Annotated in this window: 17 protein-coding genes and 1 pseudogene; 5 read left to right on the top strand and 13 right to left on the bottom strand. The window is 64.3% G+C overall.

The window, feature by feature from the left end:
- The first annotated feature begins 988 nt into the window (after positions 1 to 988).
- From E4K64_RS29690 to E4K64_RS29680, 3 genes are all read left to right on the top strand, one after another.
- On the top strand, positions 989 to 2,971 hold the full coding sequence (locus E4K64_RS29690) for a PAS domain S-box protein (RefSeq protein ID WP_135166655.1): 1,983 nt from the start codon (positions 989 to 991) through the stop codon (positions 2,969 to 2,971).
- Positions 2,968 to 3,639 carry a response regulator transcription factor gene (locus tag E4K64_RS29685; protein WP_126257470.1) on the top strand — a complete coding sequence of 224 codons (672 nt, stop codon included), beginning with the start codon at positions 2,968 to 2,970 and terminating at the stop codon, positions 3,637 to 3,639. The genes E4K64_RS29690 and E4K64_RS29685 overlap by 4 nt, the downstream gene beginning before the upstream one ends.
- Positions 3,640 to 3,732: 93 nt before the next feature.
- Positions 3,733 to 4,119, top strand: a complete 387-nt coding sequence (locus E4K64_RS29680) for a response regulator transcription factor (protein WP_135166654.1) — start codon at positions 3,733 to 3,735, stop codon at positions 4,117 to 4,119.
- A 45-nt stretch (positions 4,120 to 4,164) separates the two neighbouring features.
- Here the strand turns inward: E4K64_RS29680 and E4K64_RS29675 are convergent, their stop codons facing one another.
- From E4K64_RS29675 to E4K64_RS29615, 13 genes are all read right to left on the bottom strand, one after another.
- Positions 4,165 to 5,136 (bottom strand): tripartite tricarboxylate transporter substrate binding protein BugD, encoded by a 972-nt coding sequence (locus tag E4K64_RS29675; RefSeq protein WP_135166653.1) that lies wholly within the window; start codon positions 5,134 to 5,136, stop codon positions 4,165 to 4,167.
- A gap of 186 nt (positions 5,137 to 5,322) precedes the next feature.
- Complete coding sequence (locus tag E4K64_RS29670) at positions 5,323 to 6,564, bottom strand: threonine synthase (RefSeq protein ID WP_135166652.1); 1,242 nt, start codon at positions 6,562 to 6,564, stop codon at positions 5,323 to 5,325.
- 230 nt (positions 6,565 to 6,794) lie between these two features.
- Positions 6,795 to 8,216, bottom strand: coding sequence for a dihydrolipoyl dehydrogenase (gene lpdA, locus E4K64_RS29665; protein ID WP_135166651.1), 1,422 nt, complete (start codon positions 8,214 to 8,216; stop codon positions 6,795 to 6,797).
- 17 nt (positions 8,217 to 8,233) lie between these two features.
- The gene (locus E4K64_RS29660) at positions 8,234 to 8,467 is read right to left on the bottom strand and encodes a hypothetical protein (protein ID WP_135166650.1); all 234 of its coding nucleotides are present in this window, start codon (positions 8,465 to 8,467) and stop codon (positions 8,234 to 8,236) included.
- 22 nt (positions 8,468 to 8,489) lie between these two features.
- Entirely contained in the window at positions 8,490 to 9,842 is a 1,353-nt protein-coding gene (locus E4K64_RS29655) for a pyruvate dehydrogenase complex dihydrolipoamide acetyltransferase (RefSeq protein WP_135166649.1), read from the bottom strand.
- Positions 9,843 to 9,905: 63 nt separating this feature from the next.
- The gene (locus E4K64_RS29650) at positions 9,906 to 10,358 is read right to left on the bottom strand and encodes a nucleoside deaminase (protein ID WP_135166648.1); all 453 of its coding nucleotides are present in this window, start codon (positions 10,356 to 10,358) and stop codon (positions 9,906 to 9,908) included.
- A gap of 2 nt (positions 10,359 to 10,360) precedes the next feature.
- Positions 10,361 to 10,663 carry a DUF5076 domain-containing protein gene (locus E4K64_RS29645; protein ID WP_135166647.1) on the bottom strand — a complete coding sequence of 101 codons (303 nt, stop codon included), beginning with the start codon at positions 10,661 to 10,663 and terminating at the stop codon, positions 10,361 to 10,363.
- Positions 10,664 to 10,666: 3 nt separating this feature from the next.
- A complete protein-coding gene (locus tag E4K64_RS29640; protein ID WP_135166646.1) occupies positions 10,667 to 12,055 on the bottom strand; it encodes a pyruvate dehydrogenase complex E1 component subunit beta in 1,389 nt (462 codons plus the stop codon).
- 29 nt (positions 12,056 to 12,084) lie between these two features.
- Positions 12,085 to 13,107, bottom strand: coding sequence for a pyruvate dehydrogenase (acetyl-transferring) E1 component subunit alpha (pdhA, locus tag E4K64_RS29635; protein ID WP_135166645.1), 1,023 nt, complete (start codon positions 13,105 to 13,107; stop codon positions 12,085 to 12,087).
- 263 nt (positions 13,108 to 13,370) lie between these two features.
- Positions 13,371 to 14,888: an aldehyde dehydrogenase gene (gene adh / locus E4K64_RS29630; RefSeq protein WP_135166644.1), complete on the bottom strand. Its 1,518-nt coding sequence runs from the start codon at positions 14,886 to 14,888 to the stop codon at positions 13,371 to 13,373.
- Between the two features lie 311 nt (positions 14,889 to 15,199).
- On the bottom strand, positions 15,200 to 16,159 hold the full coding sequence (locus E4K64_RS29625; RefSeq protein ID WP_167772328.1) for a helix-turn-helix domain-containing protein: 960 nt from the start codon (positions 16,157 to 16,159) through the stop codon (positions 15,200 to 15,202).
- Positions 16,160 to 16,373: 214 nt separating this feature from the next.
- Entirely contained in the window at positions 16,374 to 16,691 is a 318-nt protein-coding gene (locus E4K64_RS29620) for an FtsB family cell division protein (protein WP_135166642.1), read from the bottom strand.
- A gap of 99 nt (positions 16,692 to 16,790) precedes the next feature.
- Complete coding sequence (locus E4K64_RS29615) at positions 16,791 to 17,678, bottom strand: helix-turn-helix domain-containing protein (protein ID WP_135166641.1); 888 nt, start codon at positions 17,676 to 17,678, stop codon at positions 16,791 to 16,793.
- A 357-nt stretch (positions 17,679 to 18,035) separates the two neighbouring features.
- Between E4K64_RS29615 and E4K64_RS29610 the strand changes: the two are divergent.
- Both E4K64_RS29610 and E4K64_RS29605 read left to right on the top strand, forming a co-directional pair.
- A pseudogene (locus E4K64_RS29610) lies at positions 18,036 to 18,905 on the top strand (flavin-containing monooxygenase); the annotation flags it as partial.
- Positions 18,906 to 18,991: 86 nt separating this feature from the next.
- Positions 18,992 to 19,199, top strand: a 208-nt coding sequence (locus E4K64_RS29605) for a transposase (protein ID WP_135163638.1), incomplete at its 3' end; no start/stop codon positions are given.

The raw sequence follows: 19,199 nt of genomic DNA, 5'->3' as shown, positions 1-19,199 counted from the left end.
TCAGAATGTATCTCCCGTCCTCCCGGCGCCGTGCATAGATCTGGCCGTCGATGTATTTAATATCGGTCGGATAGCAGTCAGCGCTGTTGCAGCAACTGACGCTCGGATTGTCCGGCATGTGCCAGGTCGAATAGAATTGTTCGTGCAGCGCCTGGTCCTGGGGTGGGTGCTGGCGATGAACGGCACCCTGTCCAATCTCCTGTGCTTGGACCGCAGTGGAGCCGAGGAGAATCATCGAGCACAAGAGCTTGCATGAGCGCTTCAACGCACGGGCTCCCGGGTCAGACCTGCGGAACGAGGTCAGTTCTCCAATTCGCCTCAGGCAACCTGAGCCCGGAACAACCACCGGCGGTCGCGTTCGCGGCGGGTGCGGAAGCGATCGACACACTTCTTGGAACAGAGCGCGGTGCGCCAGGAATAGTAACGGATCAGACCGAATTTGCCGCCGCACACTGCACAGCCATTGACCGAAGAGCAGCGTTCGGACTCGGATAGGCGACGCTCAGGAAGTTGCGACGTATCGCACATTGTTCTCTCCCTCTCTTGCTTGCGCCAGTCGTTCCCTCGACTTCATGCGGGTCGTGAATTGCCGCGACGCGGCTGTCGAGAAATGAAGCCGCCCGTTCTTGGCTGTCGACACTCCCGATGGTCACGAGACTAGGTCCCCGGTACGATGCGCTCAATTGTACGGAGGTAAATGTGCGTAATGACTTGGAATGAAGGAGCTATACCTAGGTTTGCCCCGTAGTTGCCCGGGGACTAACGGCTTATTCCCGTTCAACGAGACGACGCACGATGCGCGCCTTGCACGGGCACCGCGAAACAATTGGTCCGGAACGGCGTGCTTGATGCTTCGGGGTGCATCTTCCCGCGCGCAGTCGTTCAATGGCGAAACGCCCCTCCCTGCCCCCCACTTTGGCCGTAATTGCTCCTCTCGCGGCAACGTGCTCTACTCGTGCTCACGCAGAGAGCGCCGGGAGCGTCTGCGATGAAGTCGGGCCGGGCAGCAACGTTCGGGAAGTCAGCCACGCAATTCCTCGTCGGCTGCGTCAGGCAGGTTGTCACTGCCAAGCCTCGCACCGAGCCTGACGCTGGTTTGCTCGAGGCGGTCAAGCCGTGGCAGCAGGTCTTCGAGCACAACCCGGTCATGTACTTCATGGTCGATCGGGCCGGAACCGTGATCAACGTCAACAGTTTCGGCGCGGCACAGCTGGGCTACACGGCCGCGGAATTGATCGGCCGATCGGTGATGGGTGTCTTCTTCGAGGAAGATCGCGACTTCGTCCGATCGTGTGTCGCGCTATGCCTTAAGACCATTGATCAGTCACACACCTGGGAAATCCGGAAGGTTCGCAAGGACGGCTCGGTGCTATGGGTGCGCGAGAACGCCAAGGCCATGTTGCGGGCCGATGGCGAACCGCTCGTGCTGGTGGCCTGCGAGAACATCACCGAGCGCAAGGAAGCGGAGAATGCACTGCGACAGAGCGAGGCTTACCTCGCCCAGGCGCAGGAATTGAGCCACACCGGGAGTTTCGGCTGGAGCGCCGCAACCGGCGAGATCACCTGGTCCAAGGAAACCTATCGCATCTTCCAATTCGAGGAGGGAATCAAGCCAGAGATCCCGCGCATGCTCGAGCGCATCCATCCCGAGGACCGGCCTGCGGTACTCCGGACCACGGGTCGGGCGGCACGCGAGTGCAAGGATTACGATCACGAGTACCGACTCGTGATGGGCGACGGCTCGATCAAGTACGTCCGCGCGGTGGCCCGGGCGGCGCGGGATGCCAGCGGTCAGGTCGAATTCGTCGGGTCGGTGTCCGACATCACGGCGACCAAAGAGGCCGAGCGCAGGCTGCGTGACAGCGAGCAGCGCTTTCGCGATTATGCCGAAACCGCCTCCGACTGGTTCTGGGAGACGGGACCCGACCATCGCGTGACCCAGGTATCGGAACACTCCGATACCATCACCGCGCCTGCGGGATTGATCGGACTGACGCGGTGGGACATTGCTCCGGACGCCGCTCTCGAGCCCGAGAAGTGGCAAGAACATCGCGCGGCGCTCGATGCTCACGTCCCATTCCGCGACCTCGTGTATCGCAGCAGGGACCGAAACGGGCAGCCGATCTATGTTCGGACCAGCGGCAAGCCGATCTTCGGCGCCGACGGCACTTTTCTCGGATATCGTGGCGTCTGCACCGACGTGACCGCCGCCATCCGTGCCGATCAGGCGGAAGCGGCGCTGCGCAAGGCTCAAGCCGAACTCGCCCACGTGACGCGCGTTACGACACTGGGCGAACTGACCGCTTCGATTGCGCACGAGATCAACCAGCCGCTCGCCGCAGTGATAGCCAATGCTGACGCGTGCCTCGGCTGGCTGCAGCGCAGTCCGCCCGATATCCAGGCGGCGCGCCGCTCCGTGGAGTGGATCATCGAGGACGGCACGCGTGCCAGCGACGTGATCCGCCGGGTTCGGGCGCTCGCCAAGCGGACCGAGGTCGAGATGGCTCCGCTCGACGTCAACGGCGTCGTGCGGGAGGCGGTCGCGCTCGTTCAGCGCGAGATGGCCAGTCACGCCGTGTCGATTCGAATGGAGCTGTCGTCGGCGCTGCCCAAGATCGTTGGCGATCGAATCCAATTGCAACAGGTTCTGATCAACCTGATCATGAACGGGATCGAGGCCATGGAAAGCGTCAATGATCGCCCGCGCGAGCTGGCGATCCGTTCGGCAGCGAGCGGTGACGGCGCGATGCTGCTCAGCGTTTCCGACTGCGGCGTCGGCATCTGTGAGCAGTCGATAGACCGCCTGTTCACGCCGTTCTTCACCACGAAATCCTCCGGCATGGGCATGGGGCTGTCGATCTGTCGCTCCATCATCGAAGCCCATGGCGGACGGCTTTCCGCCGCACCGAACCAGGGGCGCGGCGCGACTTTTCAGATCACCTTGCCGCTTGATCGAGAGGAAACGTCGTGACCGAGCGCGCCCGGCCTTCCCCTCCGCAGGAGGACGGCGATGAGCCAATCGTCTTCGTGGTCGACGATGACGCTTCCATGCGCCGGGCGCTCACCAATCTTTTCGAGTCGGTCGGCCTCAAGGTCGAGGCATTCGGCTCGGCGCCGCAACTCCTTCAGGCGAAGCCGCCGGAAGTCCCCAGCTGCCTGGTGCTCGACATCCGCCTGCCTGGAGTCAGCGGCCTTGACCTCCAGGCCGATCTTGCCAAGGCAAATATCCACACGCCCATCATCTTCATTACCGGTCATGGCGATATTCCCATGACCGTTCGAGCGATGAAGAGCGGCGCGATCGATTTCCTGACGAAGCCGGTGCGCGACCAGGATATTCTGGACGCAGTCCAGGCCGCGATCGAGCGAGATCGCAAACGGCGCGACCTCAACAGGACCGTCTCCACGCTCAGATCACGCTTCGAGTCACTGTCCTCGCGGGAGCGCGACGTCTTGTCGCTGGTGACGTCCGGCCTGATGAACAAGCAGGTCGCCGCCAAGCTCGGATTGGCGGAAATCACCGTCAAGATCTATCGCGGCCAGATCATGCGCAAGATGGGCGCGAAGTCGCTGGCAGAGCTCGTGAGAATGAGCGAGGCGCTCGGCATCGGGCCGAACAAGTCCGACGTACAAACCTAAGTATGAGTTTCCAACGGTGACTGGCCGGTCCACCCTGGGTTGATGTCGGGCCATAGCGGCGGCGAGCGCAATCCCGGACGAGGAGCGGACGTCTTGTCAGCGGCTTCGGTCATTTCGGTGCTGGACGACGACCCTTACGTTCGGGCCGCGATCAACAATCTCCTGGAGTCGCGCGGGTACGTCGTCCGCACGTTTGCCTCAATCGAGGAGTTCTTGAGGTCGACCGATTCGAATGACACCTCATGCGTGATCGCCGACGTGCAGATGCCGCCGGTAAACGGGATCGATCTCTTGACGCAGATGCGCGCGCAGGGTTCGGCTCCGCCGTTTATCTTCATCACAGCTTTCCCGGACGAGAGCGTTCGTGCGCGTGCGCTAAAAGCGGGCGCAACGTGTTTTCTCGCCAAGCCCTTCGCCGCCTCGGATCTGATGCAATGCCTGGACCATGCGCTGGCAGCGGGTCGCGAAAGCCTGGAGTGATCGCCCGGCCGTGAGCGCCGGCACGTGACAACAGCACCGCCCGCTTCAATCCACCTTGATGTTCGCCGCCTTGATGATCGGCCACCATTTTGCGATCTCGGCCTTCTGACGGATGCCGAGCGCTTCGGGCGCGAGCTGGTCCTTCGGTGTCATCTCCAGACCCTGGTTTTCCAGCTGCTTCCGCACGGCGGGATCGTTCAGCGCTTCCACGGCCGCCGCGTTGAGCTTTGCCACGATCTCCTTCGGAGTGCCCTTCGGAACCCACATGCCTGACCACAGCGTCATGTTGAAGCCCTTCAGGCCCGCCTCCTCCGCGGTCGGGATATCCGGGGCCGAAGACAGGCGCTTGCTGTCGGTGATGGCGTAGGCGCGGATGGTGCCGGCGCGGACCTGAGCGATCGAGTTGGAGGTCTGGTCGACGATGATGTCGATCTGGCCGGCGATCAGATCGTTCAGCGCAGGCGCGGTGCCGCGATACGGCACGTATTGCAGCTTGATGCCGGAGACGCTTTCGAAATAGACGCCGGCGATGTGGCTGCCGGAGCCGGCGCCGGCGGTGCCCGCCGTCGGCGGCGAGCTGCGCGACTTCAGCCATTCGACCAGCTCCTTCAGCGATGTCGCGGGCACCGCGTTCTTGCTGACGACGATCATCGGGTTGCTCGGCAGCAGCACCACCGGCTCGAGATCGGCGACGAGATCGTATTTCAGCTTGTAGACGGCGCCATTGGCGACGTGGGTGCCGAGATGGCCGAACGAGATGGTGTAGCCGTCCGGCGGCGACTGCACGGCGCGGCCGACGCCGATCGAGCCGCCCGCGCCGGTGACGTTCTCGACCACGACGGCCTGGCCGAGCGAGGTGCGCATCCGCTCGGCGAGCACACGCGCCATCGCATCCGACGGGCCGCCGGCCGCGAACGGCACGATGATGGTGATGGGACGGGAGGGATAGTCATCGGCGCGCGCGGCGCCGGTGAACGTGAGAATGGCAAATAGCGCAGCCCAGGCAGCCTTGGTCATTGTCTTCTCCCCAGCGATGTCATTTTTGTTTTCTTTGCCTCTCCCCGCTTGCGGGGAGAGGCCTGAATTCGCGCGTAGCGCGGATTCAGGGTGAGGGGAAGTCTCCGCGAACTCGACTGCCACCGGCCTCGCGGAGGCTCCCCCTCACCCCGACCCTCTCCCCGCAAGCGGGGCGAGGGAGAACTCCTAGAATTGCGTGTAATCGATCGGCTTGTGACGGTCGAGCGTGCGGGTGACCGGCGGCAGCGGATACTTCAGGCCGGTGGCGCAGTTGAACAGCATGACGCGGTCGGCCTTCGAGACGCGGCCGTCGGCGAGGCTCTCCTTGTAGGCCGCGTAGGTGGCAGCGCCCTCGGGACATAGCAGCAGCCCCTCCTCGCGGGCGACCTCGTTCAGCGCCGCCGAGATCTTGTCGTCGTCGACCGCGATGGCAAAGCCCTTGCTCTCGCGCACGGCGCGCAGGATCAGGAAATCGCCGATCGCCTGCGGCACTCGGATGCCCGAGGCGATGGTGTGGGCGTCCTCCCAACGCGTCGCATGCTCGGTGCCGGCCTCATAGGCCCGCACCATCGGCGCGCAGCCGGAGGCCTGCACCGCGACCATGCGCGGGCGCTTGCTCCCGATGAAGCCGATCTTCTCGAGCTCGTCGAACGCTTTCCACATGCCGATCAGGCCGGTGCCGCCACCAGTCGGATAGAAGATCACGTCGGGCACGTCCCAGCCGAGCTGCTCGGCGAGCTCGAGGCCCATCGTCTTCTTGCCCTCGATGCGGTACGGCTCCTTCAGTGTCGAGGTGTCGAACCAGCCGACCTTGGCCTTGCCCTCGCCGACGATCTTGCCGCAATCGTCGATATAGCCGTTGACGCGGTAGACGGTCGCGCCCTGCAGCTCGATCTCGCTGACGTTCACTTCGGGCGTGTCGGCCGGGCAGAAGATCGTGGTCTTGATGCCGCAGCTTGTGGCGTAAGCCGCCAGCGCCGCCCCGGCATTGCCGTTGGTCGGCATCGCCATGTGCTTGATGCCGAGCGCCTTGCCCATCGACACCGCCATGACGAGGCCGCGCGCCTTGAATGAGCCGGTCGGCAGACGCCCTTCGTCCTTGACGATGATCTCGCCGCCGCCGAGCTTGTTGCCGAGCTTGGGCAGCCGGATCAGCGGCGTGGTCACCTCGCCGAGCGAGACGATGTCCTTGCATTTGCGCACCGGCAGCAGCTCGCGGTAGCGCCACATGTCGCCGGGGCGCTGTGCGAGGGCGTCCTTGGTCAGCGCCTTCTTCACGCCGGCGAGGTCGTAGCGGACGAGGAGCGGCTTGCCGGCCTTGGAGAGATTGTGGACCTGGTCAGCGGCGTAGTGATCGCCTTCCATCGCACATTCGAGATGGGTGACAAAGGTCGGGCGCTCGATGGTGAGGTTGTCGTTGTCGTGCATGGGTTCATTCCCTCTTGTTATTCGTGTTCCGCTATTCGATCCGTCACCCTGAGGCGCTCGTCATGCGGCGCAGCGCGCCGTATGACGAGCCTCGAAGGGCGACCAGCCCGGCTGCTGCAGTTCGGCCGCTCATCCTTCGAGGCTCGGCCTCCGGTGCTCCGCACCGGCCGCCTCACACCTCAGGATGACGGAACGACCAGCGGCGCGCACCGCCGCGCAATCCCCTTGCGTCAAATATTCAGCACCCGTCCATACGCATCCAGCACGGCTTCCTTCATCATCTCCGACAGGGTCGGATGCGGGAACACGGTGTGCATCAGCTCCTCTTCCGTCGTCTCCAAATTCATGGCGACGACGTAGCCCTGGATCAGCTCGGTCACTTCCGCGCCGACCATGTGGGCGCCGAGCAGCTGGCCGGTCTTCTTGTCGAAGATCACCTTGACGAGGCCCTGGTCCTCGCCGAGCGCGATGGCCTTGCCGTTGCCGACGAAGGGGAAGCGGCCGACGCGGATCTCGCGGCCGTTCTCCTTGGCCTTGGCTTCCGTCAAACCGACGGACGCCACCTGCGGATGGCAATAGGTGCAGCCCGGGATCATGTTCTTGTCCATGGGGTGCGGTTTGAGGCCTTTGATCGCCTCGATGCAGATCACGCCTTCATGCTCGGCCTTGTGGGCGAGCATGGGGGGACCTGCGACGTCGCCGATGGCGTAAATGCCGGGAACGTTGGTCTTGCCGTAGCCGTCGACCACGACAATGCCGCGGTCGGTCTTCACGCCGAGCTTTTCGAGGCCGAGATTCTCGATGTTGCCGACGACGCCGACTGCCGAGATCACGCGTTCGAACTCGGTCGCGACAGGCTTGCCCTTGCCGTCGTCAATGGTGGCGAGGACGCTGTCGGCCTTCTTCTCGAGCTTGGTCACCTTGGTCGAGGACATGATCTTGATGCCCTGCTTCTCCAGGCGCTTGCGCGCCAAGCCGGCGATCTCGGCATCCTCGACGGGGAGGATCTGCGGCAGCACCTCGACCACGGTGACGTCGGAGCCCATGGTGTGGAAGAACGAGGCGAACTCGATGCCGATCGCGCCGGAGCCGACCACCAGCAGCGATTTCGGCATCCGCTCCGGCACCATCGCCTCGAAATAGGTCCAGACCAGCTTCTTGTCGGGCTCGAGCCCCGGCAGCACGCGCGGCCGTGCGCCGGTTGCGACGATGATGTGCTTGGCCTGATAGCTCCCCTCGCCCAGCGCGCCCCTCGGCGCCTCGACGTCGGACTTCTTCACGGTGACCTTGCCCGGCGCGTCGATTGAAGCCGCGCCCCAGATCACGCTGACCTTGTTCTTCTTCATCAGGAAGCCGACGCCGTCGTTCAGCCGCTTGGAGACGCCGCGCGAGCGCTGCACTACGGCCTTCGGATCGAACGAGACCTTCTCCGCCGACAGGCCGTAATCCCCGGCATGCTGCATATAATGGTAGATCTCGGCCGAACGCAGCAGCGCCTTGGTCGGGATGCAGCCCCAGTTCAGGCAGATGCCGCCGAGATAGGATTTCTCGACGATCGCCGTCTTGAAGCCGAGCTGCGCGGCCCGGATCGCGGTGACATAGCCGCCGGGACCGGAGCCGATGATGATGACGTCGAAGGATGTGTCGGCCATAGCGGCTCCCGTTCAGCTCAAGAGGCGCCGCGGGCGCGGCGCTTGACCAGAAAAGACCTCACCAGCCATTCGAACGTCACCGCCACGACCATGACGGCCAGAACGGTGAGCACGATAGGCTGGGCGATGTTCCGTGCCAGTTGCTCACCGGCAAAGAACGCAGAATGAAGAAAATCGAGCCCAACCGGGTTGAGCGCGACGACCGCGCCGAGCAGCAGCGATATCCATGGCCAGCGGGTCCGGACATGCAAGGTTGCGCCCTCTGCCGCCGCGTCAGACCATCATCATCACGGGGTTTTCGATCAGCTGCTTGAAGGCGCCGATCAGCTCGGCGCCGAGCGCGCCGTCGATGGCGCGATGATCGCAGGACAGGGTCACGCTCATCATGTGCGCGATCTCGATCTTGCCGCCGCGCACGACGGGCCGCTCCTCGCTGGTGCCGACCGCGAGGATGGTCGCATGCGGCGGGTTGATCACGGCGGTGAAGTGGCTGATGCCGTACATGCCGAGGTTGGAGACGGCGGTGGTGCCGCCCTGGTATTCCTCGGGCTTCAATTTGCGGGACCGTGCACGCGCGGCAAAATCCTTCATCTCGTTGGAGATGGTGGAGAGCGTCTTGGTCTCCGCTTTGCGGATGATCGGCGTGATCAGGCCGCCCGGCATCGCCACGGCGACGCCGACGTCGGAATGATGGTGCTTGACCATGCCGCTTTCGGTCCAGCTGACGTTGCAGTTGGGAATCTTCTGCAGCGCCACCGCCATCGCCTTGATGACGAAGTCGTTGACCGAGATCTTGTAGAGCGGCTTCTTCTCCTTGTCCTTCGGAGCTGCCGCATTGATCTCCTCGCGCGCGGCAAGCAGCTTGCCGATGTCGCAGTCGATAGTGAGATAGAAATGCGGGACGTTCTGGATCGACGCGGTCAGGCGCTGCGCGATGGTGCGGCGCATGCCGTCGTGCGGGACGATGTCGTAGGAGCCCGGCTCGAACAGCGAGAGGATCTGCTTGTCCGACATGGTGGGCGCGATCGAGGGCGCGCCGGAGGGCGCAGCCGCGGGCGCCTTGAGGCCCTTGCCCGACTTGGCCTGCTCGACGTCGCGCGCGACCACGCGGCCGTGCGGACCGGTGCCGGTGACCATGCCGACATCGATGCCGGCTTCCTTGGCGAGACGCCGCGCCAGCGGCGATGAGAACACGCGACCGCCGTGGCCGTTGCTCTGCGCGGCCGGAGCTGCGGCCTGCGGCGCGGGGGCCGCGGCAGGCGGCGGTGCAGCCTTCGGCGCGGCGGGCGCGGGCGCCGCCGCCGGAGTCTCTGCGGGCTTGTCTGCTTTCGGCGGCGCGGCCGAAGCGCTCGGCTTGGCGCTACCCGCCGCCTTCACATCCTCGCCCTCGCCGGCGAGCACCGCAATCACGTCGTTGACCGGCACGTCCTGCGTGCCCTCGGGCACCAGGATCTTTGCGATCGTGCCCTCGTCGATGGCCTCGACCTCCATGGTCGCCTTGTCGGTCTCGATCTCGGCGATGACATCGCCGGATTTGACCTTGTCGCCTTCCTTCTTCAGCCACTTGGCGAGGTTGCCCTTCTCCATCGTCGGCGAGAGAGCGGGCATCAGGATGTTGATGGGCATGCTGACCTCAAGAAGAACTTTGCAAAACGTCGTCTTCGACAACCGAAGACGAACAGACCAGGTTTAGTTGCCGATGTCGCCCTGCCACAGGCGCTCATTGGCTGGATTGGAACGCCAATTCTTCATCATGGTGATGGAGCGGTCGTCGGCAAGGTCGATCCAGGGGATGCCGAACTTGTCGAGGATGTCCTTGGAGCCTTCGAAAGTGACGGACTCCCCGATCACCACCAGCTTGACCTTGAACAGCGCGAGCGCGCCCGCGCACATCGCGCAGGGCGACAGCGTGGTGTACATGACGGTGTCGTGGAACGAGATCGCGCCGGCCGCGCGCAGGCAGCTCATCTCGCCGTGCAGGATCGGATTGTTCTCCTGCACGCGGTTGTTGTGGCCGCGGGCGATGATCTTGTCGTCGCGCGTCAGTACCGCGCCGATCGGCAGGCCGCCTTGCGCGATCGAAGCCTCGGCCTCGCGGATCGCCTCGAGCATGAGATCGAAATGATGGGATTCGATGGCCACGGTCAGTGTCCCTTGCCGCGCGGCGTCGTGGTGCCGGTGTCGGTGGGACGCTCGATCTCGGCCTGGAACATCTCCAGGATCCGGTTCAACGCGTCCTCCTCGGTGTATTCGCTCTCGCGCGCATAGGCGCGCGCGGCGTGGCGGGCGAGATCGACGAGCAGCAGGCCCCACATGTCGGGCTCCTCGAAGGCGCGCTGGAACGCCATCGACAGCCCGCCGTCCAGCACGAACACGCGCAGGATCTCGACCGCGTCGTCGCGGCTCATGACGTCGGGCGGCAGTGGCTGCTCCTTCGGGCCCGACATGGCCTACCTGTAGCAGACGGCTTTGGCGGCCTCGACGACTTCCGCCGCCGAGGGCAGCGCGAGCTTCTCCAAATTGGCGGCATAGGGCATCGGCACGTCCTTGCCGGAGACGCGCGCAACCGGCGCGTCGAGATAATCGAAGGCGTTCTCCATGATGCGCGCGGCGATCTCGGCGCCGACGCCGCTCTGCGCCCAGCCCTCTTCCACCGTGACGGCGCGCCCGGTCTTCTTGACCGAGTTGATGATGGTCTCGGTGTCCATCGGCCGCAGCGTGCGCAGATCGATCACCTCGGCCTCGATGCCGTCCTTGGCGAGCTCGTCGGCCGCCTTCAGCGCATAGGTCATGCCGTTCGACCAGGAGATGATGGTGACGTGGGTCCCTGCGCGCACGATGCGGGCCTTGCCGATCGGGATGATGAAATCGTCGAGCTTGGGGACTTCGCCGGTGTGACCGTACAGCACCTCGTTCTCGAGGAAGATCACCGGATTGGGATCGCGGATCGCGGCCTTGAGCAGACCCTTGTAGTCGGCCGCCGAGAACGGGGCGACGACCTTGAGGCCGGGTACGTTGGAGTACCAGGCCGAATAATCCTGGCTGTGCTGGGCGGCGACGCGCGCGGCGGCGCCGTTCGGGCCGCGGAACACGATCGAGCAGCCCATCTGGCCGCCGGACATATAGAGCGTCTTGGCCGCGGAATTGATGATCTGGTCGATCGCCTGCATGGCGAAGTTGAAGGTCATGAACTCGACAATGGGCTTGAGGCCCGTCATCGCGGCGCCGACGCCGACGCCGGCGAAGCCGTGCTCGGTGATCGGAGTATCGATGACGCGCTTGGCGCCGAACTCCTGGAGCAGCCCTTGCGTGACCTTGTAGGCGCCCTGGTATTCGGCGACTTCCTCGCCCATCACGAAGACGTCGGGATCGCGGCGCATCTCTTCGGCCATGGCATCGCGCAGCGCTTCGCGGATGGTCTGCGTGATCATCTCGGTGCCGGCGGGCACTTCCGGATCGGGTTCGGCGACGGCCTGCGGCGCCGGTGCGGCCTTGGGCTGAGGCGCTTCGGCCTTCGCAGCGGCGGGGGCGGCGGATTCCGCGGCCTTCTGCTGCGCGGCCGGCGCGGGCGCCTTGGCGAGATCGGCAGCGCTCTCGCCGTCGGCGAGGATGGTCGCGATCGGCGTGTTCACGGCGACATCGGCGGTCCCCTCGGGGATCAGGATCTTGCCGAGCGTCCCCTCGTCGGTCGCCTCGACCTCCATCGTCGCCTTATCGGTCTCGATCTCGGCGATGACGTCGCCCGACTTGATGGTCTCGCCCTCTTTCTTCAGCCATTTGGCGAGGTTGCCCTTCTCCATCGTGGGCGACAACGCGGGCATCAGCACTTGAATTGGCATGTCTTCTCCAAACGAAAGCTTGCGCGCGTTCAGCGGTAAACGTCGGTCCAGAGCTCGGCGGCATCCGGCTCGGGATCATGCTGGGCGAAATCGGCGGAGGCGTTGACGATGTCGCGCACCTCGGCGTCGATCGCCTTGAGATCGGCCTCGCTGACCTTCGCGGCCAACAGGCGGTTGCGCACCTGCTCGATCGGGTCCTGATCGTGGCGGACCTTCTCGACCTCCTCGCGTGTACGGTATTTTGCAGGGTCGGACATGGAGTGGCCGCGATAGCGGTAGGTCTGCATCTCCAGGATGTAGGGGCCCTTGCCGGCGCGGCACCAGGCGGCTGCCTCGTCGCCGGCGGCCTTCACGGCGCGGACGTCCATGCCGTCGACCTGCCTGCCGGGGATGTTGAAGGACACGCCGCGCTTGGAGAAATCCTGCTGGGCCGAGGCGCGCGAGACCGAGGTGCCCATGGCGTAGCGGTTGTTCTCGATGACGTAGATCACCGGCAGCTTCCAGAGCTCCGCCATGTTGAAGCTCTCGTAGACCTGGCCCTGATTGGCCGCACCGTCGCCGAAATAGGTGACGCTGACATTGTCGTTGCCGCGATAGTTATTGGCGAAGGCCAGACCCGTGCCGAGCGAGACCTGGGCGCCGACGATGCCGTGGCCGCCGTAAAAATGCTTCTCCTTGCTGAACATGTGCATGGAGCCGCCCTTGCCCTTGGAATAGCCGCCGCGGCGGCCCGTGAGCTCGGCCATGACGCCGTTGGCGTCCATGCCGGTGGCGAGCATGTGGCCGTGATCGCGATAGCCGGTGATGACCTGATCGCCCGGCTTCAGGGCCATCTGCATGCCGACCACCACGGCCTCCTGGCCGATATAGAGGTGGCAGAAGCCGCCGATCGCGCCCATGCCGTAGAGCTGGCCGGCCTTTTCCTCGAACCGCCGGATCAGGAGCATGTCGCGGAGCGCCTTGAGCTCCTGCTCCCGCGTGAATTCCGGAGGCGAACCGCCGTCGGTCTTGTCCTGTGGAGTGCTTGCGGCGGCTTTCTTGGGTGCGGCCATAGGAATTCCGGGTCAGAGAAAACTTTCGCCCTCTCTAACCCAAGTCAAACGCCCTTGGAAAGCACCGCGGCGACTTGGCACGACTTTCATTATGCCGCACTGCAACGTGGTCGAAATATTGGAAAATCTTTGGCGCCGATCGGGCAACAAATCTACGCGTCACGATGCGGAGCTGAGACCAGCTCAAGAACTATGCATCATGCCGATCCCCGTCGTCGAAGCGGACGGCGCCGGACATGGCGCCGCCCTCTCCGCATTCCCGATCAGAAGAAGCCGAGCTTCTTCGGGCTGTAGCTGACCAAGAGGTTCTTGGTCTGCTGATAATGATCGAGCATCATTTTGTGGGTCTCGCGACCGACGCCCGACTGCTTGTAGCCGCCGAACGCCGCGTGGGCGGGATAGGCATGGTAGCAATTGGTCCAGACCCGGCCGGCCTGGATCGCCCGGCCGAAGCGGTAGCAGCGGTTGGCATCGCGGCTCCAGACGCCGGCCCCGAGGCCGTACAGCGTGTCATTGGCGATCTCGAGCGCCTCGTCGTCGGTCTTGAACGTCGTGACCGAGACCACGGGACCGAAGATCTCTTCCTGGAAGATTCGCATCTTGTTGTGGCCCTCGAACACGGTCGGCTTGACGTAGAAGCCGCCGGCGAGATCGCCGCCGAGCTCGGCCCTTCCGCCGCCCGCGAGCACCTTGGCGCCTTCCTGCTTGCCGATGTCGATGTAGGACAGGATCTTCGCCAGCTGCTCGCCGGAGGCCTGCGCGCCGATCATGGTGGTGGCATCGCGCGGGTCGCCCTGCTTGATCGCCGCAACGCGGGTCAAGGCCCGCTCCATGAAGCGGTCATAGATGTCGGCATGGACCAGCGCACGGCTCGGACAGGTGCAGACCTCGCCCTGGTTCAGCGCGAACATGACGAAGCCTTCGATCGCCTTGTCGAAGAAATCGTCGTCCTCGGCCGTGACGTCCTTGAAGAAGATGTTCGGCGACTTGCCGCCGAGCTCCAGCGTAACGGGAATGAGGTTCTGGCTGGCGTACTGCATGATCAGCCGGCCCGTCGTGGTCTCGCCGGTGAAGGCGATCTTGGCGATGCGCGGGCTCGAGGCCAGCGGCTTGCCGGCCTCGAGGCCAAAGCCGTTGACGATGTTGAGGACGCCGGGCGGCAGGATGTCGGCGATGAGCTCGGCCCAAACCATGATCGAGGCCGGGGTCTGCTCGGCAGGCTTGAGCACGACGCAATTGCCGGCGGCGAGCGCGGGCGCAAGCTTCCAGCAGGCCATCAGCAGCGGGAAGTTCCAGGGGATGATCTGGCCGACCACGCCGAGCGGCTCGTGGAAATGATAGGCGATGGTGTCGTGGTCGATCTCGCCGATCGAGCCTTCCTGGCCGCGCACGACGCCGGCGAAGTAGCGGAAATGGTCGATTGCCAGCGGCAGGTCGGCGGCGCGGGTCTCACGGATCGGCTTGCCGTTGTCCCAGGTCTCGGCGATGGCGAGACGCTCGAGATTCTCTTCCATGCGATCGGCGATCCGGTTCAGGACCGCGGCGCGCTCGGCGACGCTGGTGCGGCCCCAGGCCGCCTTGGCGGCATGCGCCGCATCGAGGGCGGCCTCGACGTCCTGCGCCTCGGAGCGCGCGATCTTGCAGACGACCTGACCGGTCACCGGCGAGGCGTTGTCGAAATATTTGCCGGAGATCGGCGCGACGAACTTGCCGCCGATGAAATTGTCGTAGCGTTCGGCAAATGGAACTTTGGTGACGCTGAGGAATTCCACCTTGTTCATTGATCACTCCCGTTGATTGCTGCTTGCTTGCCGTCGTGTGCTCACGACTTGCGCCGACGATGATGCGGGAGGCGTTTTCTGTCAGCCCCGGCGGGAGCGATGGTGGGGCGGACCTGTCGCAGTTCTGCGACAGTGATTGTGTCCCGGACGCGCTGCAACGCTCTTCGCGTTGCTGCGCAGCGCGGGACCCAGAAGCGGCACAGCAGGGTGTGGAGATATGGGCCCCGGCCTCAGCAGCGCATCACGTCGCAAGAGCGACGCGCTGCGCTGCGTCCGGGGCACGAGATGGGGGGTTGAGTAACCTGCCCGGCTCAGTGGTTCAGTTCGAACCGCTTCAGCTTCCTGTGCAGCGTGGCGCGGCTGACGCCGAGGGCCTTGGCGGCCGCCGAGACATTGCCGCCGGCGCGGAGCAATGCCCGTTGCACCACGGCGCGCTGACCGCCGGCAAGATGATCGTGCGCGGCATCGCCGCCGAGCAGATCGGCTGCGGGCACCGGCCGCAATGCCCGGCCGGGGGCAATTCCGAGCGCCGCCCGGGCGGAGCGGGTCGCGCCGATCACGAGATCGTCCGCATCGACCGCGAGGAGGCCTCCGCATTGGCCGTCCGCAGCTTGCGTCAGCACGATGCGGGCATGGGCGAACGCCTTACGGAACAGGTCCGCTTCGATCCGCTTGGCCGCCTCGCCCGCCGCAAGTGCGATCAGACTGGAGAACGCATCGGTCTGGTCGGCGCGGCAGGAGGAGACGTCGAGCACGCCGGCGAGCGCGGCCTCATGGTCGTAGATCGGAACGGCGGTGCAGCTCAGAAGCGTGTTGCGGGCGAAGAAATGCTGGTCGCGGTCGATCGTCAGCGCACGCTGCTCGACGAGGCAGGTGCCGATGCCGTTGGTGCCCTCATGCTCCTCGCTCCAGAGCGCACCGGTCCACAGGCCCCAGGATTGAAACGTCGCATCGTCCGCCGGTGTGCCGCGGCGATCGACCGGCACGCCCTCCCCGTCGGCGAGCAGCACGCAGCAGCCGCTCGCGCCGACGGCCTGATAGAGCCGGTCCATCGCGCCTTGCGCGGCCGCCAGCAGCGGCGCGACGCGCTCGCGCGCCCGGTGCAGCTCGGCTTCGGTCAGCCGCAGCGGCGAGGTGCGGCCGCCGGGATCGAGATGATGCAATCTGGACGAACGGCGCCACGAGGCCACGAGCGCGGACCGAGCCGCCTGGCCTGACGCGATGGCGGCCTCGACACGGGCCGCGTGATGCCGGGGCATTGACCCATTCATCACAGTTTCCTCCGGATGACAGACTAGAAGGTGCCGGCGCCACCCGTTTGATCTGCGTCAACTTCAGCGAGCGCTACACAAGCCATGAGCCCGCCGCGGTGCGGTCGTCAAGGCGGCAGCCGGTTCCGGAGTTACGACCTTCGAAGGAGCAAAGCGCAACGAGGTCGGATTTCGCCAGCCGCTTTCGTGTCGGTTTCAAAGCTTGCGGAAAACGCTACTTCGCCGGGATCATCCGAACGAGATCGCGCGGATTGACATAGTCGAGCTGGAAGCGCGCCCGCTCGTCCAGCATGTCGGGGTCGATCCGCTCGGACCGCAGCAGCGACACCCGCTGCTCGCTCCTGGCGCGCTCACGCTTGAGCTGGGCCAGTTCGCTGGTCAGCGCGATGATCTCCTGATCGAGCTCCTGGCGGGCGTTCAGGCCGTATTTGCCGGTATAGGCGTTGACGCCGAAATAGCCGACGATGGCCGCCGCCATCGCATAGAGGGTAAGGCCGGTCAGGATCGATTTCAGGCGCGCGCGGGAGACCATCCTGGCAAGATGGGACAGGTTGGTTAAGGGAGTGCTAATTCCGCCATCCCATACCGAACCTTCATGGTCGGGAACGGGTCCGATTGGGACGCAGCGAGACTAACTCAGGCAGCTCTTGCGATATTCTGCTGGGGTGATGTTCAGGTGTCTGCGAAAGATCCGGTTGAGATGGCTCTGATCGGAAAATCCGCTCAAGAGCGCAATCTCCTTCAGAGCGAGCCGATCCCTGCGCAGGTGTTGGCACGCGCGCTGCACCTTGCGGCTCAGCACATAGGCATGCGGCCGCATGCCGTAGTGGACCTGGAATTTGCGCGCAAACTGCACCGGCGTGCAGTTGCAGATATTGGCGAGCTCCTCGAGCGTGATGTTCCTCGACATGTTCTGCTCGATATAGTCCTCGATCAGCCGCGCGTGGGCTGGCCTGAAGCGCCCCTGTGCACAGGGCATCTTGAATTGCACGGAGGCATATCTTCGCAGGAGGTGCACGCTCGCCTGAAGTGCCAGCGCATCATAGCAGAGCCGTCCGCCCGGAGCTCCTTCGGACACCTCGTGCACCATGCGGTCGCCGATCCAGGTCAGCACCGGATCCTCGATCCTGAGCAGGTCGTGAAGCTCGATGCCGTCCGGATCGCGGTCAAACGCTTCGCTCGCCGTCTTCGCCATCAAGGTCGGGGAAATGTAGAAATGGCTGACCTCGATGTCGTGGCTCCAGCGCCAGTTCGAAGGCTCCGCACGCGTTAGCAGTGTCGTAACGCCGCGGCCAACATGATCCTGCTTCCAGACGCCGGTCACCCGGCGATTCATCGACGTTGTGCCTTCGCGATACACGACGATCAGGAAGTTCTCGTTTGGGGGGACCCAGATGTCCGATGGCGCATAGCGGAAGACGCGCAGCCGAAAGTCGGATTTGCCCACCGCCGAACTGTCCAGCATCAGCTCGCCGGGCGCGTAGCGTGGCAGCTCCTCGACCGTGATGAATTGGCCCATCGCGCGAGCCTCCCCTCCTTAGGAATTTGTGGCGCGGTTGACCGCTTCCGCTTCTCATTGGCCGAACGGCAGGAGGAGAGCATAAGCCGGTTTTGCAGTTTGCCAAGCGAACTGTGTCGAGGTCCGGCGCCGGGCTCCGTCCAAAGGATTGTCGGTTTTGTTCAAGCCCCAAAGCTCGGCGTCTCGTAGCCTTTCTCGCGTTCCGGGCAGAGCAGGAGAAGCGGCGGAGCGGCCGCGGGCCAAACGAGCCCATTCCATCGCGCTGCTGGGATCGAAATGACGCGATGCACCAACGTCCGACGACCTCATGGACGGGGGAAGGTCGCGTGCGCTCTGGAAACGTGAGGAGGGACTCATATGGAAACCGATGGCAAGACCAATGGAAGCAATGGCGCGCATGACCCGGCCAAGCTCGATGCCCTCGTGGTGGGAGCCGGCGTCGCAGGACTCTATCAACTCTACCGTTTGCGCGAGCAGGGATTGAGAGTCAGGGCGATCGACGCCGCGTCGAGCGTCGGCGGCACTTGGTACTGGAATCGTTATCCCGGGGCGCGCTTCGACTCGGAAGCTTACATCTACCAGTATCTGTTCTCCGAGGAGCTCTATAAGGGATGGAGCTGGAGCGAGAAATTCCCGGGCCAGCCGGAAATTGAACGATGGCTCAACTACGTCGCCGACCGTCTCGATCTCCGCAAGGACATCCAGTTCAGCACAACGGTCAGAAGCGCCCATTTCAACGAAGCAACACAGCGCTGGTTAGTCACGACCGATAAGGGCGACGTGATCGACACCCAGTTCCTGGTCACCTGCTGCGGCATGCTCTCGGCCCCCCACGTGTCGTTTCCGGGCCAGGAGACTTTCAAGGGACGCCTGTTCCACACAGCGCGCTGGCCAAAGCAGCCGATCGACTTCGCGGGGAAGCGCGTCGGTATCATCGGCAACGGCGCAACCGGCATCCAGGTCATCCAGACGATCGCGGGCGAGGTCGGCCATCTCAAGGTCTTCATCCGTACGCCCCAATACATCATCCCGATGAAGAATCCCAAATTCAGCGCGGCGGATGCGCAGGCCTACAAGTCCAAGTTCGAGCACTTCAAGCAGCGATTGCCGCACACCTTCACAGGTTTCGAATATGATTTCGAGCATGCGTGGGCCGGCCTATCACCCGAGAAACGCCGGGAGGTGATCGAAGATTGCTGGAATGACGGCTCGCTGAAGCTATGGATTGAGCTGGTCCCGCAAATCTGAACAGCGCGATAAGTGGAGTTTCTGCCTGACGGCGGGCAAGATTGACCCGCGAATCAGGAGAGACGATGAGCAGACGAGCACGGCGGAACCACACTCCGGCTTTCAAGGCGAAGGTGGCACTTGCCGCCGTCAAGGGTGACCGCACGCTGGCGCAACTGGCGGAGCAGTTCGACGTTCACCCCAATCAGATCACATCGTGGAAGGCCCAGCTCGAAGGCAGCGCTGCCGATGTTTTCGGTCCGGGCGGCGGGAGTCGGATCGCCGAACCCACCG

The organism is Bradyrhizobium frederickii, from assembly GCF_004570865.1.
Taxonomy (GTDB): Bacteria; Pseudomonadota; Alphaproteobacteria; order Rhizobiales; family Xanthobacteraceae; genus Bradyrhizobium; species Bradyrhizobium frederickii.
The sequence above is the reverse complement of the archived record's forward strand: the minus strand, read 5'-3'. Positions and strand labels throughout refer to the sequence as shown.